15 protein-coding genes are annotated in these 19,234 nt (G+C 55.5%); 10 read left to right on the forward strand and 5 right to left on the reverse strand.

Going from position 1 to position 19,234, the window contains the following annotated elements; all coding sequences use genetic code 11:
- Window positions 1-56 precede the first annotated feature (56 nt).
- Window positions 57-1,181 (forward strand): DNA polymerase III subunit, encoded by a 1,125-nt coding sequence (locus tag PXG97_RS11255; RefSeq protein WP_276497846.1) that lies wholly within the window; start codon window positions 57-59, stop codon window positions 1,179-1,181.
- A gap of 300 nt (window positions 1,182-1,481) precedes the next feature.
- Window positions 1,482-2,432 carry a hydroxymethylbilane synthase gene (hemC, locus tag PXG97_RS11260; protein ID WP_276497847.1) on the forward strand — a complete coding sequence of 317 codons (951 nt, stop codon included), beginning with the start codon at window positions 1,482-1,484 and terminating at the stop codon, window positions 2,430-2,432.
- 78 nt (window positions 2,433-2,510) lie between these two features.
- Here the strand turns inward: hemC and PXG97_RS11265 are convergent, their stop codons facing one another.
- A complete protein-coding gene (locus tag PXG97_RS11265; protein ID WP_276497848.1) occupies window positions 2,511-4,070 on the reverse strand; it encodes an alanine/glycine:cation symporter family protein in 1,560 nt (519 codons plus the stop codon).
- Window positions 4,071-4,366: 296 nt separating this feature from the next.
- On the opposite strand from PXG97_RS11265, the gene PXG97_RS11270 reads away from it, so the two are divergent.
- The 5 genes from PXG97_RS11270 (at window position 4,367) to PXG97_RS11290 (ending at window position 8,854) form a co-directional block, all read left to right on the forward strand.
- Entirely contained in the window at window positions 4,367-5,017 is a 651-nt protein-coding gene (locus PXG97_RS11270; RefSeq protein ID WP_276497849.1) for a peptidylprolyl isomerase, read from the forward strand.
- A 3-nt stretch (window positions 5,018-5,020) separates the two neighbouring features.
- A complete protein-coding gene (locus PXG97_RS11275) occupies window positions 5,021-5,932 on the forward strand; it encodes an SDR family oxidoreductase (protein WP_276497850.1) in 912 nt (303 codons plus the stop codon).
- Window positions 5,933-6,091: 159 nt separating this feature from the next.
- Window positions 6,092-7,744: a sodium-dependent transporter gene (locus PXG97_RS11280; protein ID WP_276497851.1), complete on the forward strand. Its 1,653-nt coding sequence runs from the start codon at window positions 6,092-6,094 to the stop codon at window positions 7,742-7,744.
- Window positions 7,745-7,750: 6 nt separating this feature from the next.
- Window positions 7,751-7,909, forward strand: a complete 159-nt coding sequence (locus PXG97_RS11285) for a hypothetical protein (protein ID WP_276497852.1) — start codon at window positions 7,751-7,753, stop codon at window positions 7,907-7,909.
- A gap of 9 nt (window positions 7,910-7,918) precedes the next feature.
- Window positions 7,919-8,854 carry a ComEA family DNA-binding protein gene (locus PXG97_RS11290; RefSeq protein ID WP_276497853.1) on the forward strand — a complete coding sequence of 312 codons (936 nt, stop codon included), beginning with the start codon at window positions 7,919-7,921 and terminating at the stop codon, window positions 8,852-8,854.
- A 764-nt stretch (window positions 8,855-9,618) separates the two neighbouring features.
- On the opposite strand, the gene PXG97_RS11295 is transcribed toward PXG97_RS11290, so the two are convergent.
- The 4 genes from PXG97_RS11295 to PXG97_RS11310 form a co-directional block, all read right to left on the reverse strand.
- Complete coding sequence (locus PXG97_RS11295; RefSeq protein WP_276497854.1) at window positions 9,619-10,458, reverse strand: class I SAM-dependent methyltransferase; 840 nt, start codon at window positions 10,456-10,458, stop codon at window positions 9,619-9,621.
- Between the two features lie 57 nt (window positions 10,459-10,515).
- Entirely contained in the window at window positions 10,516-10,989 is a 474-nt protein-coding gene (locus tag PXG97_RS11300; RefSeq protein ID WP_276497855.1) for an NUDIX hydrolase, read from the reverse strand.
- A 52-nt stretch (window positions 10,990-11,041) separates the two neighbouring features.
- The gene (locus PXG97_RS11305) at window positions 11,042-12,130 is read right to left on the reverse strand and encodes an alpha/beta hydrolase family protein (RefSeq protein ID WP_276497856.1); all 1,089 of its coding nucleotides are present in this window, start codon (window positions 12,128-12,130) and stop codon (window positions 11,042-11,044) included.
- A gap of 147 nt (window positions 12,131-12,277) precedes the next feature.
- Complete coding sequence (locus PXG97_RS11310; RefSeq protein WP_276497857.1) at window positions 12,278-13,042, reverse strand: hypothetical protein; 765 nt, start codon at window positions 13,040-13,042, stop codon at window positions 12,278-12,280.
- Between the two features lie 134 nt (window positions 13,043-13,176).
- Here PXG97_RS11310 and PXG97_RS11315 point away from each other — a divergent pair, with 134 nt between their 5' ends.
- The 3 genes from PXG97_RS11315 to PXG97_RS11325 all read left to right on the forward strand — a co-directional run bounded on the left by PXG97_RS11315 (window position 13,177) and on the right by PXG97_RS11325 (window position 19,146).
- Window positions 13,177-17,121: an AAA domain-containing protein gene (locus PXG97_RS11315; RefSeq protein ID WP_276497858.1), complete on the forward strand. Its 3,945-nt coding sequence runs from the start codon at window positions 13,177-13,179 to the stop codon at window positions 17,119-17,121.
- A 217-nt stretch (window positions 17,122-17,338) separates the two neighbouring features.
- Window positions 17,339-18,184 carry a hypothetical protein gene (locus PXG97_RS11320; protein WP_276497859.1) on the forward strand — a complete coding sequence of 282 codons (846 nt, stop codon included), beginning with the start codon at window positions 17,339-17,341 and terminating at the stop codon, window positions 18,182-18,184.
- A gap of 86 nt (window positions 18,185-18,270) precedes the next feature.
- A complete protein-coding gene (locus PXG97_RS11325; protein ID WP_276497860.1) occupies window positions 18,271-19,146 on the forward strand; it encodes an SDR family oxidoreductase in 876 nt (291 codons plus the stop codon).
- Window positions 19,147-19,234: the final 88 nt, after the last annotated feature.

The following is a 19,234-nucleotide window of genomic DNA, read 5'->3' on the forward strand; positions in this document are numbered from 1 at the left end:
TCTTTTGTCCCTTTGTCTTTTATCTTTGTGATAACTATCAACTCATAACCCCAAACGTGCAGTTCTCTCAGATCATAGGTCATCAGGAAGCAAAAGCTTTGTTGCTCAAATCGGTGCAGCAGAACCATGTGGCGCATGCGCAGCTGTTTCTGGGGCAGGAGGGAAGCGCGAACCTGGCCCTGGCGCTGGCCTATGCCACCTACATCAACTGCGAGAACAAGCAGCCCGATGATTCATGTGGAACATGCGGCAGCTGCGTGAAAATGAACAAGCTGGTGCACCCCGACTTTAACTTCGTGATGCCCGTAACGGCTACAAAATCGGTAAGCAAGGATGCCCTGAGCAGCAAGTTCATGAACGAGTGGCGCGAGTTTATACTTGCCAGCCCCTACCAGGGCCTCAACGAGTGGATGCAGCACATCGGGGCAGAGAACAAGCAAGGCATTATCTCGAAGGACGAAAGCCGCCAACTGGTAAAGCTGGTGTCGCTGAAGGCGTTTGAGGGCAACTACAAGATCGTGGTGATCTGGCTGCCCGAGCTCATGCACCCTTCTGCGGCCAACGCTCTGCTGAAGCTGCTGGAGGAGCCGCCTGCCCAGACGCTGTTTCTGCTGGTGGCGCAGTCGGCGGAGAAGCTGCTGGCTACCATTACCTCGCGTACCCAAATCATGCAGGTGCGCAACTTTACCGAGCAGGAGGTGGTGCAATATGTGCAGCAGAAGTATAACCTCGACCCTGACCGTGCCGCGCAGGTGGCGCAGTTGGCCGAGGGCAACCTGAACGCCGCCGCCAAGCTCACCAGCGAGATCAGCAGCGACTACTTCACCTTCTTTACCGACTGGATGCGCCACTGCTACAGCTATAAGTTTAACCACCTGGTGGAGATGAGCGAGGAATTCCAGAAGCTGGGGCGCGAGAACCAGAAGAACTTCCTGCTCTACGCGCTCAACCTGTTCCGGAAGGTGATGCTGTACGGGGTGGATGCCTCGCTGATCGCTTTTCTGCCGCCGGCCGAGCTGGACTTCGTGCAGAAGTTCTCGAAGGTGATAACAGGCAACAACGCCGGCGAACTGGCCGAGGAGCTGAACCAGGCGCATTACCACATCGAGCGGAACGCCAACCCAAAGATGGTGTTCGTGGATAGCTCGCTACAGATTGCCGGCTACCTGCGTAAAGGGTAGCTTAGTTGTTGGTTATTAGTTGCTCGTTATTGGTGTTAATGGGGCTAATGATTTCCCTACCTGGAGGGGGTAAGGAGTGGGTTTAGAGGAACAGTTGCAGTATAAAATCCTCTTGTCATTCTGTTAAGAAACTTGTTGGAAGGGAGGTTAAGCCTTTGCTATTTCCCCCAAGGCTCTTTCAGGGATGACAAAAGCGTAAATATAAGGTTGGTTTGAGGAGGGCTGGAAAGCAGCTTCCGGCCTGACCTTTGACAAGTATAAACAGAGGCACTGCAGAGCAGCCTCACAGTAAAGTATAACATGGCAGAGAACATAACAGACAAGACGATACGCATCGGAACACGGGGCAGCAAACTGGCCCTGTGGCAGGCTAACGCGGCGGCGGAGAAGCTGCAGGCTGTAGGCCTCAAAACAGAGATCGTGATTTTCAGTACCAAAGGCGATCAGATCCTTGATAAATCCCTGGATAAGCTGGGGTCTAAAGGAGTGTTTACAGAGGAGCTGGAGATTGCGCTGCGCAATGGCGAGGTGGAGATAGCCGTGCACAGTGCCAAGGATGTGCAGTCTACCATCCCAGAGGACCTGGAGCTGGTGGCCTTTATGGAGCGCGAGAAGGTGAACGACGTGCTGCTCTCCCTGAACCCGGACTTCCAGCTCGGGCGCGACAGCAAGGCGGTGATCGGAACCTCCTCTACCCGCCGTAAGGCGCTGCTGAAGCAGTACTACCCGAACGTGACAACAGTGGAGTCGAGGGGAAACCTGCAAACACGCCTGCGCAAGCTGGAGGAGCAGGGAATGGACGCCCTGATGCTGGCCTTTGCCGGGGTGCACCGCATGGAGTATGACAACCTGATCGTGTATACTTTTCCGGAGGATGAGTTTGTGCCAGCCGTGGGGCAGGGCAGCGTGGCCATTGAGTGCGCCAAGAACCTGGAGCCCGAGCTGAAAAATGCCCTGAAGCAGGCGCTGAACCATGCCCAGACGCATGTGTGCCTGCTGGCCGAGCGCGCGTTTCTGCGCACCATGGAGGGCGGCTGCAGCATTCCGTCTTTCGCGCTGGCAAGGCTGACTGATGAAGGGGTAAGTATAACCGGTGGTATCGTGAGCCTGGACGGCAAAACGCTGCTGCAGGAGACGCTGGAGGGCCCAACCGGAGCGGCGGCGGAGATGGGTGAGGAACTGGCCAACATCATCCTTGGCCAGGGCGGTGCCGACATCCTTAAAAGTATCAGAGCCGAGAGAGGGGAGTAGGCTCCCTTATTCTTTGGTAACATGAAGGGGCCGCCTGCACAATGCAGGCGGCCCCTTCATGTTGTTTTAAGGAGTAGGTTAAGCCTTGGCAGCCTCGGCCTCTGTTTTTACAGCCTCTTTCGTAAGCGGTGTGTTGTTGTCAGAGCGGGCATAGGCCAGGAAGTCGATCATCTCGCGCTTCACAACCGGTGCTAATAAGTACAGGCCCACCATGTTCGGGATGCTCATGGCAAAAAGCATGGCATCCGAAAAGGCCACCACACTGCTAAGCTGCATGGGAGCTCCCAGCACCACAAAGGCACAGAAAAGTAGCTTAAAGCTGATATCGGCGGCCTTGTTGTGGCCAAACAGGTAAGTCCAGGACTTCAGGCCGTAGTACGACCAGGTGATCATGGTAGAGAAGGCGAAAAGTATAACCGCAGCGGCCAGGATCATCGGGAACCAGTCGATAACGGTGGCGAAGGCCGTGGAGGTAAGCGCGATGCCGTCGCCGGCCGCATTCATTTCATAGGCGCCTGTCACCACAATTACCAGCGCCGTCATGGTGCAGACCACCACCGTGTCGATAAACGGTTCCAGCGAAGCCACGAAACCTTCCGTTACCGGGACATTGGTTTTAACGGCCGAGTGCGCGATAGAGGCCGAGCCGATACCCGCCTCGTTAGAGAACATACCACGGCGAAGGCCTTGGATCATGACACCCACCAGGCCGCCACCTACCGCCGAGGCGGAGAAGGCACCCTCAAAAATCGCCGTAAAGGCAGCCGGAATAAGCGTGAAGTTAGAGATAAGCACAATAATGGCCGCCACGATGTAAATGGCGCACATCAGGGGCACTACTTTCTCGGTTACGCGGGCAATGCTCTTCATGCCGCCCAGTATCACCAGGCCCACCAGCACGGCCATGATCAGGCCGAAGATCCAGGCGTTGCCGTCCCCGAACCAGGAGCCAGCCTCTCCGCCGGTCACGGCGATAAACTGCTGGGTAGCCTGGTTGATCTGGAACATGTTGCCTGCGCCGATCGCGCCGCCAATACACATGATGGCAAAGAAGGCCGCCAGGAATTTGCCAAGGCCAGCCATGCCCCGCTCTTTCATCCCCTTGTTCAGGTAGTGCATCGGGCCTCCGGACACGGTGCCGTCGGCATGGTGGTCCCGGTACTTAACGCCCAGCGTGCAGGATACGAACTTCGACGACATGCCCAGCAAGCCCGCCACAATCATCCAGAACGTGGCGCCCGGTCCTCCAAGTGAAATGGCGATGGCCACACCGGCAATATTGCCAAGCCCCACCGTGCCGGAAACAGCAGCCGTCAGGGCCTGGAAATGGGTTACTTCGCCGGGAGCATTCTCTTGGCTGTACTTGCCTCGCACGATGTCCAGTGCGTACTTAAAGCCTCTGATGTTGATGAACCCGAGGTATAGGGTGAAGAACACGGCACCCAGCAGCAGCCACACCAGGATGAGCGGGATACCGTAGCCGGCAACAGGCAGTTCATAGAAAATAATATCAGAGATAAACTGTGCTGCAGGGCCAATGGCCGCGTCGATTTTTTCGTCTACTGTAGTTGGTGCCTGGGCAAAAAGGGTGCTACAGGCCCCCAGACTGAGCGCTGCAGAGAGTAAGATTCTTTTCATCTAGATAGGTTAGTTGATTAGTCACTTTCCTTAAATTAAACTATTTCTGCTGCCAATGTAAAGTTTTAGCCCGGATTGCCTCTGTCAGTTCATTAAAAGAGCCATATAATGCAATATCTGATGAGCGGCTGTTATAGAAGGCGGTGCTACCTTATACGTGCGGTAAAGCCCGTGCCGGCAGTACCAGTAGCAGAAAAAGGTGCTAAAATATAAACAAGTGCTAAAAAGGCTTAAATTTGGAATCCTGCTGACTACAGCCGGGCATTACAAGAACCCAAACCGACATTAACACAAGAATGAAAATGCTAAAGTATGTAGCCTCCGCTCTGCTACTGGCCCTGCTGCTGCCGCTGGCGGTGCTGGCCCAGAAGCCAAAGGGCAAAGACCAACTCGTGACTATCTCCACGCCGCAGGGCGACATCAGGCTGGTGCTCTTCGACGATACTCCGCAGCACAAGGCCAACTTCCTGAAGCTGGCGAAGGAGGGTTTTTACGATGGCACCACTTTCCATCGTGTGATAGACGGTTTTATGATACAGGGCGGCGACCCCAACACCAAGGACGACAACCCGCGCAACGACGGAGCCGGCAGCCCCGGTTACACGGTTCCGGCGGAGATCAGCGCCACCCATAAACATGTGCGCGGCGCTGTGGCGGCCGCCCGCCAGGACGACCGCGTGAATCCTTCGCGTGCCAGCAGTGGCTCCCAGTTCTACATTGTGGAAAACCATGACGGCACCCCGATGCTGGACGAAGTATACACTGTGTTTGGGCAGGTGGTGGATGGCTTGGACGTGATTGATAAGATTGCCGAACAACCAACCGATGGCCGCGACCGCCCACTGTCAGACATCAAGATGAAGGTGACGGTGGAGGACGTGAAGAAGAAAAAGATCGCCAAGAGGTATAACTACAACTACAATACCCAGACACTGGAGAAAAAATAACACATGAAGCGCATTCTGATTACCGGCTCTAACGGGCTGCTGGGCCAAAAGCTGGCCGAACTACTGCTGCCGAAGCAGGATATTGAGCTGCTGGCCACCAGCCGTGGCGAAAACAAACTGGCCGAGCTTTACCCTACCCTGCCGTTCCGAAGCATGGACGTGACGAACGAGGGGCAGGTGGAGCAGGTGGTGAGCGAGTTCCGCCCCACGCACATCATCCACACCGCCGCCATGACCAACGTGGACCAGTGTGAGAACGACCGTGATGGGGCCCTGCTGCTGAACCGCGATGCCGTGCAGTACCTGGTAAACGCCTGCGAGAAGTATGACGTGCACCTCATCCACGTGAGTACCGACTTTATATTTGACGGCGAGAACGGGCCATACGACGAAGAAGCGGAGGCAAAGCCGGTGAACTTCTATGGTGAGACGAAGCTGATGGCCGAGGAGATCGTGAAGCAGGCAAAATGCAGGTGGGCCATATTACGCACCGTGCTGGTTTACGGCGTGGTGAACGACCAGGGCCGCACCAACATTGTGCTGTGGGTGCGCGACAGCCTGCAGGCGGGCAAAGTGATAAAAGTCGTGACAGACCAGTTCCGGACGCCAACGCTGGCTGAGGACCTGGCCATGGGCTGCTGGCTGGCCGCCGAGCATGATGCCGAAGGCATTTACCACATCTCCGGCTCCGAGATGCTTACCCCATACGACATGGCCATGCAGGTAGCCGATTTCTTTGCCCTGGACAAAGCCCTGATCGATAAAGCAGATAGCAGCACCTTCTCGCAGCCGGCAAAACGGCCACCCCGCACCGGCTTCATTATCCGCAAGGCGGAGACAGAACTGGGCTACCGCCCGCATGCATTTGCGGAGGGCATTCGCCTGGTGGCAGAGCAGGCGGCAAGGCAAAATTAGCTTTGTTGCCATAACATTAAAAATATGTGATTTTTAATGCAGCTATCCAAACCATTACCTATATTGTACGCTTAAATTTCAGCACATTACGACCAAACACCTTTATACAAGACCAACACCTTAATCAAACTAAACTAACTAAACACTTCTACCTTCTTTATGAGTGCTAACAAAGAATCCTGGGGCTCACGCGTCGGCCTGATCCTGGCAATGGCCGGTAATGCCGTAGGCCTCGGAAACTTCCTACGCTTTCCGGTGCAGGCGGTGCAAAATGGCGGCGGCGCCTTCATTATCCCTTACCTTGTCTGTTTTCTGGTGATGGGTATCCCCCTGCTCTGGATCGAGTGGTCTATGGGCCGCTTTGGGGGCAAGTACGGAAACCATTCCACGCCTTACATTGTGGATACCATGGGCAAGCACCGCCTCTGGAAGTACATTGGCGTGTTTGGTATCTGGACCAACATTGCCGTGGCCGCATACTACTGCTACCTGGAGTCCTGGACGCTCTCCTATGTATTTCACTCCATCCGAGGCACGTTCAATGGCCTGGACCAGGAAGGCGTGGCGGCGTTCTTCGACACCTATGTGAGCATCGGCGACTCCACCTTAGGCATCCCCTACGAGGCCGTGGTGTTCTACCTTATCTGTTTGCTGCTCAATACCTGGATCCTGTCTAAGGGCCTGTCGGGCGGCGTGGAGCGTGTAGCCAAAATCGGCATGCCGTTGCTGATCCTGTTCGGCGTATTTCTGGCTTACAAGGGCTTTACCATTACTGCCGGAGAAGCCGGTGCAGTGAACGACAGCTCCGTGGGCCTCAACTTCCTCTGGACTCCGGATTTCGATGAGCTGTGGTCACCAACGGTTTGGTTGGCTGCAGCCGGCCAGATCTTCTTCACCCTGTCGGTAGGCATGGGCACCATCCACTGCTACGCTTCTTATGTAAGGTCCAAAGATGACATCGCCCTGAACGCCATGTCGGCTGGCTGGATGAACGAGTTTGTGGAGGTCGTGCTTGGCGCCTCTATCCTGATTCCTATCTCGATCGGCTACCTGGGTATAGACAGGGTTACCGAGTTGGTGCAGTCCGGTGGCCTGGGGCTTGCGTTTAAAACCCTGCCGTTCCTGTTTACGCAGTGGGGTGAGGTGCTGGGCGCCGTTGCCGGTGTGATGTGGTTTGGCCTGCTGTTCTTTGCCGGCATCACCTCGTCGCTGGCCATGGGTACGCCATGGATCGGCTTTCTGCAGGATGAGTTTCAGTGGAAACGCAAGCCGGCGGCCTGGTCTTTCGGCCTGATCGTGCTGATACTGGGAATGCCTACAGTGCTTTTCTTCCACTATGGCGTGTTTGATGAGTATGACTACTGGGCGGGCACCGTATCGCTGGTTGTGTTCGCTCTGGTGGAGACGATCCTGTTTGCGTGGGTGTTTGGTATGGACAGGGGCTGGCGCGAGATCACATCCGGTGCCGATATCAAAGTGCCTAACTTCTACCGGTATATCATCAAGTTCGTTACGCCGCTGTTGCTGCTGTGGGTGTTTATCGGCTCGCTGGTAACGCCGAAGGGCGGCGATTGGGGCAAGGCTCTTGCCGGGGACTGGGTGCTGGACGATAGCTCCATCATCAACAAGATCAAGAACTCGAACCTGAAGCGCCAACTGGCAGAGGCCACAGACCCAGCCGTGATAAACCAACTGCAGGAAACACTGTTCTTTGTGAATGCCTCGCGTATACTGCTGGTGTCCGTGTTCCTCGGCATTGCGGCACTGGTTTACATTGCGTATAAAAAAAGAGTTAGGGAAGGAAGAATCTAGGAAACTATGAATACAGCTGCACTTGTTGTGATGCTCGGAACCATGCTGTTGGTTACCAGCCTGATGATATACTTTTTCACGCGTGTACTGAACGCGCCACCTAAGCCGGAGCCGGACTCATACCTCGACAACGACGATGAGCCTGGGCGGCAGGTACAACCGTAGACTTTATACATGAACAAATTAAGGCACTGGATACGCAGAAACTTTGGCTTTTCGCAGCGCGAGGTAAATGCGTTTCTGGTGCTACTCACCTTACTGGTGCTGCTTTCGGCGGCACCTTTTCTTTTTAGCAGGGTTTATACGTCGGAACCCGAATTCGTTTCTGCCCGGGACCGCCAACTGCTCGACAGCCTGGTGGCGCAGCTGGAGGAAAGGCAGCCGGAACGCACCAGCAAGTATAGTTTGCCTACCGTGTCGCTGCGGCCTTTTAACCCGAACCAGCTGACGGTGGAGGAGTGGCAGGCCTTCGGCTTACCCAAATGGCTGGCGCAGCGCATTCTTAACTATCGCAGCAAAGTAGGGGACCTTACCTATAAAGCAGAGCTGGGGCGTATCTATGGCCTCCCAGATTCTGTTTTCCAGCGGCTGTACCCTTACATTGATTTACCGGAGGAGCGCCCTGCTAAGTATAAACGCTCTGCGAGTATAGCCACGCGGCCTACACCCCAGCCGGAGTGGCACACCAATAAACGGGAGAAGTTTATACTTGCCCCTTTCAACATCAACACCGCCGACACCACGCAACTGAAGCAGATCAGAGGCATTGGCAGTAAGTTATCGGCACGGATCATAAAGTATAGAAGTGGCTTAGGCGGTTTTCACAGTGTAGAGCAACTGCGAGAGGTATACGGGCTGCAGCCGGAGGTGGTAGACAGCCTGCACAAGTATACCTTTGTGCCCAAGGCCAACACCGTGCAGCAACTAAGCATTAACACCGCCTCCGCCGAGGAACTGCGGGCACATCCCTATGTTTCCTCCAATGTGGCCAGGGCCATTGTAGCCTACCGCGAGCAACATGGCAAGTATAGCCAGTTGGAAGATGTGCGGCAAGTGAAGCTGATAACGGCAGAATTGTATGAGAAGCTGCGCCCATACTTGGCGCTGTAGGAAGGTTGAGCACCTTGAGTTTTAGCGTGGCGACATGCTGGTGTGAATTAGGAGCTAGTGAGACTGGGTTTGTGCGATCATCAACCTAGCCCTTAAACGGGGGCGGGAGTTTCTGTAGCACCGGGTCCAACTACCCCTACCACTCCTTGGCTAAGGAGGGGAGCCTGTAACTGCTTTGGTTAAGGTATAAGCGCTGTGGCTTTGGCTAGGCAGGTGAACCCACTCCTAACCCCTCCGAGGAGGGGAATCTCCGCAGGTGTAATCATCCCCAGCCTCCTTCCAAGGGGGACCTCTGCTAGAGGTAGGTAAAAGTCAATGTGCTATAGTAGCGGCGGCTACCGAAATGATACCTAATCTTTGGGTTGAGCGCCTATGCGAGTTTTTCTGGAGGCGAGGCAGCCCGAGGCACGAGGGCAGGAAAAGCTCCCAGCGCGATGCCCTTATCGAGGGCCCCTACCCCCAAGACGAGCCCGCTCGGGCTGGAGAGCACCAAAGCCAGAGATGCAACAATTTAGGTTGTAAGACTGAGGATGAACAAAGGCTAGTAAGAATAGCTTGCTTCCTGTAGCAGGGGGCAGGGGCTAATAGAGGCACAAGCGGACGCTTGCGCCAGAGAAGTATAAGGTATAGCCACAGCAAGTATGGCTCTGCGAGCCAGTCGAGTCACAGACTCAACACCCTGGCAAGGCACAAGTCCAAAGACTTGCGCCAGAAAGAAAAGGCAAAGGCACAAGCATCAACTTGTGCCTTTGCCTTTGTCTACACTACGACGTAAAAGCCTTTGCCTGAATGAATGTGTAGAAGAAAACAGCATTAGGGTTCTTGGCGACAATATGCATCTCCTCTTTCACCTTATCGGCCAATTCCGCATCCACATAACCGGCATCCAGCAGCTGCGGCAGTCCGCTTAGGAGCAGCTCGGTCCAGAAGCCGATCATCTCGGCACGCTTGGCAGGATTGCGGTTGTCGAGGTGGTAGGTTTTGGTTTCGGTAGTAATGCGCTGGTAGCCTACCGACTGCAGCAGGTTGCCTAGCTTGGCACCCACAAACGGATCGCCGCCCAGGTCATACTGCAGGTCATTGAAGCGCATCCAGTACTGCAGTACGTTCGGCGAGTAAGGCTCCACAAAGAAGCTGGAGTTCAGTACCTCCGTAATCACAATAGGGCTGCCCGGCTTCAGCACGCGCCGCACCTCTGATAGCACCCGCGCCGGCTCCGGTATATGCTCTAGTACCCAGCACAGGAAAGCACCGTCAAAATCAGCCTGAGAGGTAAAGCTCATGTCCATCGCGTTCTCCTTCAGCAGTTCGTAGCGGTCGGTGGCGTAGGGTATCGTGGACAGGTATTTCTGAGCCTGCGCAATTTGCTTCTCAGAGTAGTCGATGCCTGTTAAGTGCAGGTGCGGGAAGCGGCGCAGCAGAATCTCCGACTGGGCTCCTACGCCACAGCCCACTTCCAACAGCTTGGTTACGGTAGAGAAATCGATGTCGGAGTAGATCTTGTTCTCCATGAACCGCGCCTGCTTGTACAGGCGGGTCTGCTCCTCCGGAGAATAGCCGTGCAGGTATTTTTCTTCTGATGATTCTTTTGATGCTGCTACCATGTGTGATGCTACTTTAAGATAATCCGAATACACTTAACCAACTACCGGGGCATAGGTTTAAAGCTGCGCGTTGCTTAGCAGGGCCTTTGCCTTTTCCAGCACCTGTTGCTCGCTTTTGAAGGAAAGCATCCCGGCAGCCTCCGCTATGGGTACCCAGCGCGCCTCGTTCACCTCCCAGTCGTGCTCTGTTATGTTGCCAGAAGTATAGCGCAGCAAAAAGAAGTGCACAAACTTGTGGAAGCGCACCCGCTGTTTGCCTTTGTCGCCTACGTACCAATACTCTATGGTGTCAATCTTTTGGAGGAGCTCGGCGTGAATGCCCGCCTCTTCGCGTACCTCGCGCACAGCCGTGGCCTCCGGCGTCTCCCCGGCATCCACAATGCCTTTGGGCAGCTGCCACCGCTGCTGCGGCCCCACCGATATAAGCGCCACCTCCACGCCCGCTTCTCCCGCACGATAGGCCACCCCACCGGAGGATACCTGGTCTACGGTACTGAGTTTGGGCTTATTGGTGTCTGCTGGAGTAGGCATGGTGCAACGCATTAAAGTATAAACTTTATACTTGATGCACCGGGGCAAAGGTTTACTTTGCCTGCGTTACGGCCGGTTGCGGCTGTGGCTTCTGCTGGTCGTTTAGCCAGAGCAGGGTAGCGTTATAGGCCATGTCGTGCACGCCTACATAGAGCACCAGCTTCACATTGTCGGATTTGCGGCTAAACACCACCTCCGGGTCTGAGGCGCCAAAATAAGGGTCGTCAGCCTGGCCCTGCATGTCTTCCGGTATGGCCTGCTCCTTCACAATATAGGCCATGTCCTCTTTCGAAATGGTGTCGGCGGGAGCAGCCAGAATGTTGTAGGCGCGGATAGAGTGGCTCGGCGGCACCAGGAGGTCGTTTATGCCGTGGGCCAGAAAGATCGGTACCTCTTTGGCCTGGTGAACCTGGGTGCTGGGGCTGCGCTTCTTGCCTTCTTCCTCGGCCGGTGTGCCCGGCAGCGGCTCACCACCCAAAGCGGCTATGATTTGCTTGTTATACTTGCGGTGCGGATAGTACAGGTTAAAGTCGTACCACTCCGGAATATCGAATACAGGCACCCAGGCTGCCACGCCGGCCCACAGTTCGGGGTGGCGGCTGGCTGTCACCAGTGCGGTCATGGCGCCGCCCGAGGAGCCTACCAGGTATACCCGCGAAGAGTCGATATCGGCATGCTGCATGGCATAGTCTACCGCATCCACAATATCCTGCACGGCCATATCAGAGGCCATGGCCTCGGGGTGCTCAAACACACCGCGGTAGTTGGGTTGAATAAAGGCCCAGTCATACTTCTCGGCCCAAAGCGCAAACGGGATGGAGGGCACCTGCAGGTACCCGCTGCTCCAACTGTGCAGCACTACCAGCAGCGGCTTTTTGCGGCTAGACTTAGATTCGTAAAACAGCGCCGGCTCTACCTTTCCGTCCATCGTGGACTTTATCTGCACCACCTCAATGTCCTTCAGTTCCTTTTTCCAGTCTTCCAGACTCTCGTCGCCTACGTTGCCGGGGTACTGTTTGGTAGTGGTATATCCTTCTAAGGGCGCAATGGGAGGGATGGGTTTGTCTCTGTTACAGGCGGCAAATAAAAGGCATAGCAGCAAAGGGAGCAGAAGTTTTGCTGGGCGAAAGTCTATCTTCATCAAAGTTCTTTTATGGGGTACAAAGGTATAATTTGGATGCAATAAGTGAGTTGGCTATACTTCTAGAAAAACTGTATCTCAGTAAAAATGTTGCATCGGGCCATGCAGGAGCGGCAGGAGCAGGAGCAAAAAAGGGTGAGTGATCTGTTATTGCCCTGTATCGGTTTCCTCGTGCCCCAGTGCAAGGCCTGTATTGGCAAGCAGGTAAGCCATGATGGCGGAGTACTCCTCCTGGCTTACCTCATGAAAGTTGTCAGAGGTGTCCCACACCCTGCCGTCGGAGAAGCGGACTTTGTAGTGCGGCTCTGCTTCCACTTCGTTTTTCGCGTTGCGCTTGTACTCATAGTGCGTTATGGACTCGACTTGCTGCATCGTGTACTCCTGCGGGCTGAGCGAGCCGAAATCATCCACCACAATCCGTTCGCCTTTTATCTCTTTGTACCAGCCCAGGCCCAGCACGGATATTACCACTCCGGCAAGCAGGCAGCCCCTGCTCAGGAACCGGACAACCTTATAGCCGTCAAAGCCATACTTCCGGTTGGTGTACTCCAGGTATACCGGGTACTCCTCCTTCAGCATCAGGCGGTAGAGCAGTTCCATTGGCGGCATAAATAACGCAATGCCGAAGCACATGCCCGGCGCCAGCCAGAAAGAGGCTGGCGGGTAAATGGCAAAGTCTGCCTCCCGCCCCCGGAAGTATACTTCCTGCACGTCGTTGCCCAACAGGTAAAAAACATAGCAGATAGCGCCTGTGAAGAAGAAAAGCGGGATAAGGGAGAAGACCTCGTAAATTTTATACTTGTACTCGTTTACCAGCAGCAGCTTATCGTAATCCCTTACGGGTTTCGGCGTGGCGGGGAACAGGAACGGCAGCAGCAGGAATATAACTGCGGATAAAACTGAGGCTAGCATGGGAAAGCTAATAAGTGGCTGCAAGATAATTTCTTCCGTGTAATTTCTCCTTTCCAACTCTGATTAAATCCTACTAACTTGCTTAAATGGCTTAGACTTTCCGAAAGCTTCTTTCGTTAAGGGGGCAGTACATCATGAAAGACATCCTCAAAAACTATAGACGCAGGCTTCTTAACCTCGGCTCCGGCAACAGGGCCCTGGTCTTGCTGCGCCTGTACCGGGAGCTGCACCTGGATGTGGAGGCGCTGGATTTCGTGAACGGCAAGCCGGCTTTTGAGGTGCTGGAGAAGCTGCTGAGCGGCAAGAAAAAGATACTCCTGAGCCCTTATGCCGACAGCCGCCACGCGCCTGTGGCCGCTGTGAGTCGCCGCCTGCGCTTTATCAAGCGCAAGGCCGAGATGATTTTTGAGGAGCGCGGCAGCCGGGAGCTATACTTAGGCTGGCCCTTTGTACACGGCAAGTTTTCCGACGGTACGGCGGTGCGGAGCCCGCTGCTGTTCTTCCCGGTGAAGCTGCAGGTAAACGCAGCGCAGGAGTGGGAGCTGCAGCCCGACGAGGCGCAGCCGCCGCAGTTTAACCAGAGCTTCCTGCTGGCTTACGCGCACTACATGGGCACCCCGCTGGCCGAGGAGCTGTTGGAGCTGGACCTGAGCACCCTGCCGCAGCACCCGCTGGAGTTCCGCACCCAAGTGTACGAACTACTGAAAGAGCAGCAGCTAAGTATAAACGCGGGCCGCGAGTTCTTCGGCGACAAGCTAAAGCGCTTTACAGATTATAAGAAAGCCGATTACGAGGCAGACTATAAACCGGGGCAGCTTGAGCTGGAGCAGGAGGCCGTGCTGGGCATCTTCCCGCAGGCAGCTTCTTATTTACTCACAGATTACGATGCGCTGCTGGAGCAGGGCGAGCTGCAGGAAATGGAGCAGCTGTTCGGCACGCCCGAGGAAAGTATAAACGGGAGCACGCAGGCCCAGCATACCTTCACGACCTTTGCCCTGGATGCGGCGCAGGAGGCGGCGCTGCAGGCGGTAAAGCTGGGGCAGTCGGTGGTGGTGCAGGGGCCGCCGGGCACGGGCAAATCGCAGCTTATCTGTAACCTGGTGTCGGATTTTACGGCCAGGGGCAAGAAGGTGCTGGTGGTGAGCCAGAAACGCGCCGCCCTGGATGTGGTGCATAAGCGGCTCTCGCAGCAGGGGCTGGGCGCTTTCGCTGCCCTCGTGCACGACATCAACGCCGACCGCAAAGCTATTTTCAACCAGCTGCGCGAGCAGATAGACCGGTTGGACGAGTATAAAAAGCAGAACCTAGCGCTCAACAGCATCTACACCGACCGCACTTTTCTGGAAGTGAGCCGCGGCATCAACAAAAACCTGGAGAAGCTACAAGCTTTTAAAACAGCCCTGTTCGACATGAGCCGCTGCGGCTGGTCGCCTAAGGAGCTGTACTTGCGCAGCAGCCTACAGCAGCCGCACATTCCGCTCCATTCATACTTTAAAAACCTGACCGCCGAGACCGTGGCAGAGTTTCTGCCACGCCTGCGCCAGTACTTGCAAAAAGCCATATCCTGGCAAAAGGAGGACTTTGTGTGGAAGGAGCGGCGCAGTATGGAAAGTTATACTTTTCAGGAGCGGCAGGAGCTGGAGCAGGTGATCGCATCTTTGCCAGAAGAGCACGCCAGGCTGCAGCAAAGCATCCATGACCTGAGCGGTTATGCGTTCTCGCTGGAGGAGCTGCCAACCTATACCTCAGCCCTAGAGAAAATAAGCAGGCTGCAGGAGTTGCTGGCGCAGGAGGAAGTGCTGCAGGCGCTTCAGCCCTTGCTGCAGCGGCAGGCGGAGCCCAAAGAGCTGCAGAAGCAGCTGGTGCGGCTAAAGGAGCTATACTTAGTTTGCCCGGCCCCGGACGCAGCCATTGCCACCGAGGACTTGGTTTCGGTGCGAGCGGCTGTGGCCAAGTATGAGGAGCAGCAAAATCAACTGATCAAACGTATTGCTTGGGCTTTCGCCCCCGAGAAGCAGCTGCTGAAAAAGGCGCTGGCCAAGTATAAGCTGGAGCTGAATGAGGCAGGAATGGGGGAGCTGCAGCGGCGCCTGGTGCTGCGCCAGCAGGCGGTAGAGCTCATGCAGGGCATCAACCAACGTATTAAACTGGGCCTGAAGATAACGCAACAGCCCAGTGAGGTGCTGCAGAAGCTAAAGGCCGTGGAGGAGGCCCTGCAGGCCCAGAAACTGCTGCGCCAGCTGCATCAGGAGCAGGTGCTGCACGAGAAGCTGTTAAGCATCGTACAGCTACCGGAGCACCTGCAGGCGCTCACGCAAAGTATAAACGAGGCCGAGGCAAGGTATAAACTGTGGCTGGAATGGCTCACGGAGGGGCAAATCTCAAGGCTAATACAAGACGAAACTTATAAAGAAGCCCTGCTGCAGGAGCTGCCGGAGGTGTTTGAGCACCTGGTGGCTTTTGATGCGCTGCTGACTTCCTTCACCGGGCCCGAGCGCAAGGTAGCCGAGCTGCTGCAGGAACAGGGTATAAAAACGGCAGAGGAGGGCGAGGCGCTCCTGCTCAACAGCCTTTACCTGGCCTGGCTGCACGAGCTGGAGGGGCAGCACCCGGAGCTGCGCATGCCTAGCAACGGCGAGCTACAGCGGCTGGAGGAAGAGCTGCAACTACTGCTGCAGCAAAAGCAGGCGCTGAGCCAGGAAATCGTGCTGTCGCGGCTCCGGGAGCAGGCCTATAAGGACATTGAGGTGAACCGATTGGGAAACCCAGTCACCTACCGCCGCCTGCATGCACAGGTGAGCAAGAAGCGCAGCCTCTACCCGCTCCGCAAGCTTTTTGCCCTGTTCTCCGAAGAAATGCTGGACCTGGTGCCCTGCTGGCTGGCCTCGCCTGAGACGGTGTCGGCGGTGCTGCCGCTGGAGCGGTGCTTTGATTTGGTGATTTTTGACGAGGCCTCGCAGTGCTACTCCGAGACAGGCATTCCCGCCATGCTGCGCGGCAAGCAGGTGGTGGTGGCCGGCGATGCGCAGCAGCTTAAGCCTTCCGATATTTACCGCGCCCGCTGGAACGGCGCGGATGGAGAAGATGAGGTGGAGGAACTGTCGGCAGAATCCTTGCTGGAGCTGTGCGGTTTATACTTGCCGCAGACCATGCTCACGCAGCACTACCGTAGCCGCTATCCGGAACTGATTGAGTTCTCGAACCGCTATTTCTACAAAAACAAGCTGGAGCTGATTCCGGAGCTGCTGGATGCCAACGCGCGCCAGCCGGCCATCACGTTTGTGAAGGTGCATGGGCTGTGGCAGGATAACCAGAACCTGCCGGAGGCGCAGCGGGTGGTGGAGCTGGTGCTACAGTGCCTGCAGGCCGGGCAGGAGGAACTGGGCGTGATCACCTTTAACTATAACCAGCAGATGCTGGTGCAGGACCTGCTGGAGGAAGCGGCCCAGGAGCAAAACATCACCATACCTGCCTCCGTGCTGGTCAAGAACATCGAGAACATCCAGGGCGATGAGAAGGAGGTGATCATTCTATCGGTGGGCTATGCCCCGGACGACAAGGGCCGAATGGCGATGCAGTTCGGTAGCCTGAACCAGAGCGGGGGCGAGAACCGCCTGAATGTGGCCGTTACCCGCGCCAAGCAGCAGGTGGTAGTGGTCAGCAGCATCCGGGCAGAGCAGCTGCAGGTAGAGCACACCACGCACGCCGGACCAAAAGTGCTGAAAGATTACCTGCACTACGCGCAGCAGGTCAGCCGCCGCTATTTCGAGTATGAGCCGAAGCAGGAAAGTATACCGCCGCAGGTGCCGCTGCTCAAGGAAGTGCTGGCCCGGCAGGTGCCGTACCTGAAACCCGAGGTGCCTTTCGCCGACCTCACTTTGGTAAAGGAAGCGGCTTACCAGGGCGTGGTCCTCACCGACGATGACCTGTACTACAGCGCCCTCTCGGTCCGCCACACGCACGCCGATATTCCGCTGCTGCTACGCCAGCGCCACTGGCCGTACAAGCGCGTCTACAGCCGCCAGTTCTGGGAGAAACCCGAGAAAACGGCAGAAGAAGTTAGAAAGGTTAAAAGTTAGAAAGCAAAAGTATAGAACACTTTGCTGGCGAACGAATCGTATCGGGTTGCTTTTGCTTCAGCAAGTATAGATTAGTAGGTGGGCACAAGCGGACGCTTGCGCCAGAAGCTGCTGTTATACTTTCATTATCCGACTCCGTACAGACTTCCTAATCTTCTAACTTTCTAACTGAACTCTCTAACTCCCAGACTCTCTAACCCCTAAACTCCCCAGCCCTTTGCTCTACAAGATCTTCACCGTCTACGTCTATTTTCAAACGCTTTTCTGCGGATGCGGGCCTGACAGGCGCAACGGTGGTTTCGAGAAGCCGGATTTCAAGTATAAACTGGAGCGGATAACACGGCTGGACGGGCAGATGCAGGAAAGCTCCGGCCTTGCCCATGCTTCTGACAGCACTTTCTGGACCCATGGCGACAGCGGCACGCCGGCGGAACTGTACCGGTTTAACTTAGAAGGCGAGCTGCTGCAAACGCTGCCGCTGGAGCTGCAAAACCGCGATTGGGAAGAGCTGGCTGAGAGCGAGGAGCAGCTCTACATCGGCGATTTCGGCAACAACCTGAACAGCCGGCAGGACCTGCAGATCCACATGCTCAACAAACAAGACTATACTTTAGCGGGCACTTTATACTTCTCCTTTGAGGACCAGGAGGCCTTTCCGCCGGACAAGGACAACCAGCATTTTGACCTGGAGGCTTTTTTCTATTACCAGGACTCGCTGTACCTCTTTACCAAAAGTCGCGGCAACAACATGCAGGTAAAGCTTTACACTTTGCCGGCGCGGCCCGGCACCTTTGTGGCGCGGCTGCAGGAGAGGTTGCCTGTCAGTGCCATGGCCACGGGTGCTGCCATCTCACCGGATGGCAAGCAGTTTGCCATACTTGGTTATGGAAAAGTATACCTGTTTGAGGTGCAGGACGGCCACATCAACCTAAGCGGTAGGCATTATTGCCTGAAGGTAGGCAGAACGGGCCAGGCCGAGGCTATACTTTACACCTCAAACAACCAGCTCCTCATCACCAACGAGAACGGCAAGCTTTTCCGGCTCACGCTTCGCAACGACTAAGGCAGCATACCTGCCCGGATACGAAATAGGAACAACCTTTTTCTTGGCGCTTAAGTTAAGTTTTAAAGAATTAGGAAGATAAAACTATGCATACAACAATATTAGTAACAGGCGCCACAGGCACGGTAGGCCGTGAGGTGGTAAAGCAGCTGTCAATGCTGAGTGGCGAAATACGGGTGCGGGCCGGCGTTCATTCAATTATCAAGGGCGAGAACCTGAAGCGTTTGCCGGGGGTGGAGATCGTGGAGATAGATTTTGAGGAACCGGACTCGCTGCACGCCGCCTTCACGCACGTGGACAAGGTTTTCCTGATAACGCCCTTTGCCGCAGACCAGATACAGATGGCCAAAACGCTGGTTGATGAAGCCAAGAAGGCAGGTGTGAGGCACATTGTAAAGCTGTCGGTGATAGGGGCTGATGCCACGCCGGGGTTGGAGCTGGGGCGCTGGCACCGGGAGATTGAGAAGTACATCGAGGACAGCGGCATCAAGTATACTTTTCTGCGGCCAACTTCCTTTATGCAGAACTACATCAGCTACAGCGCAGACAGTATAAAGCACGAAGGGAAGTTTTATGGGGCCACCGGCGATGGGAAGGTGGGGTATGTGGATGCGCGGGACATCGCTGCTGTTGGCGTGGAGGCGCTTACGAAGGATGAGCACATCGGCAAGGCCTATGATATAACTGGAGGGGAGGCACTGTCTAATTACGAGGTGGCGCAGCTATTGGGCGAGGTGACAGGCAAGCGGGTGGATTACATTGATGTGCCCGATGCCGCCGCCAAGAAAGGCATGACAGACCACGGCGTTCCGGATTTTATGGCCGATGCGATGATAGAGGTTTACAGAGAATACAGGGAGGGCAAAGGCAGCGAAACCACTGACACCGTAGAACGTGTGGCGGGGCGCAAGCCGCACACCATGCGGCAGTTTCTGCAAGACCACAAAGATTGCTTTGTGTAAGCTTGCCCTTTCCCGGTTTTTTGAGAGAACATAAAAAATCCCCTCCTGAAAACAGGAGGGGATTTCTTTTATAGCCAGTTTAACAGCT

The organism is Pontibacter litorisediminis (assembly GCF_029360645.1).
Lineage (GTDB): Bacteria > Bacteroidota > Bacteroidia > Cytophagales > Hymenobacteraceae > Pontibacter > Pontibacter litorisediminis.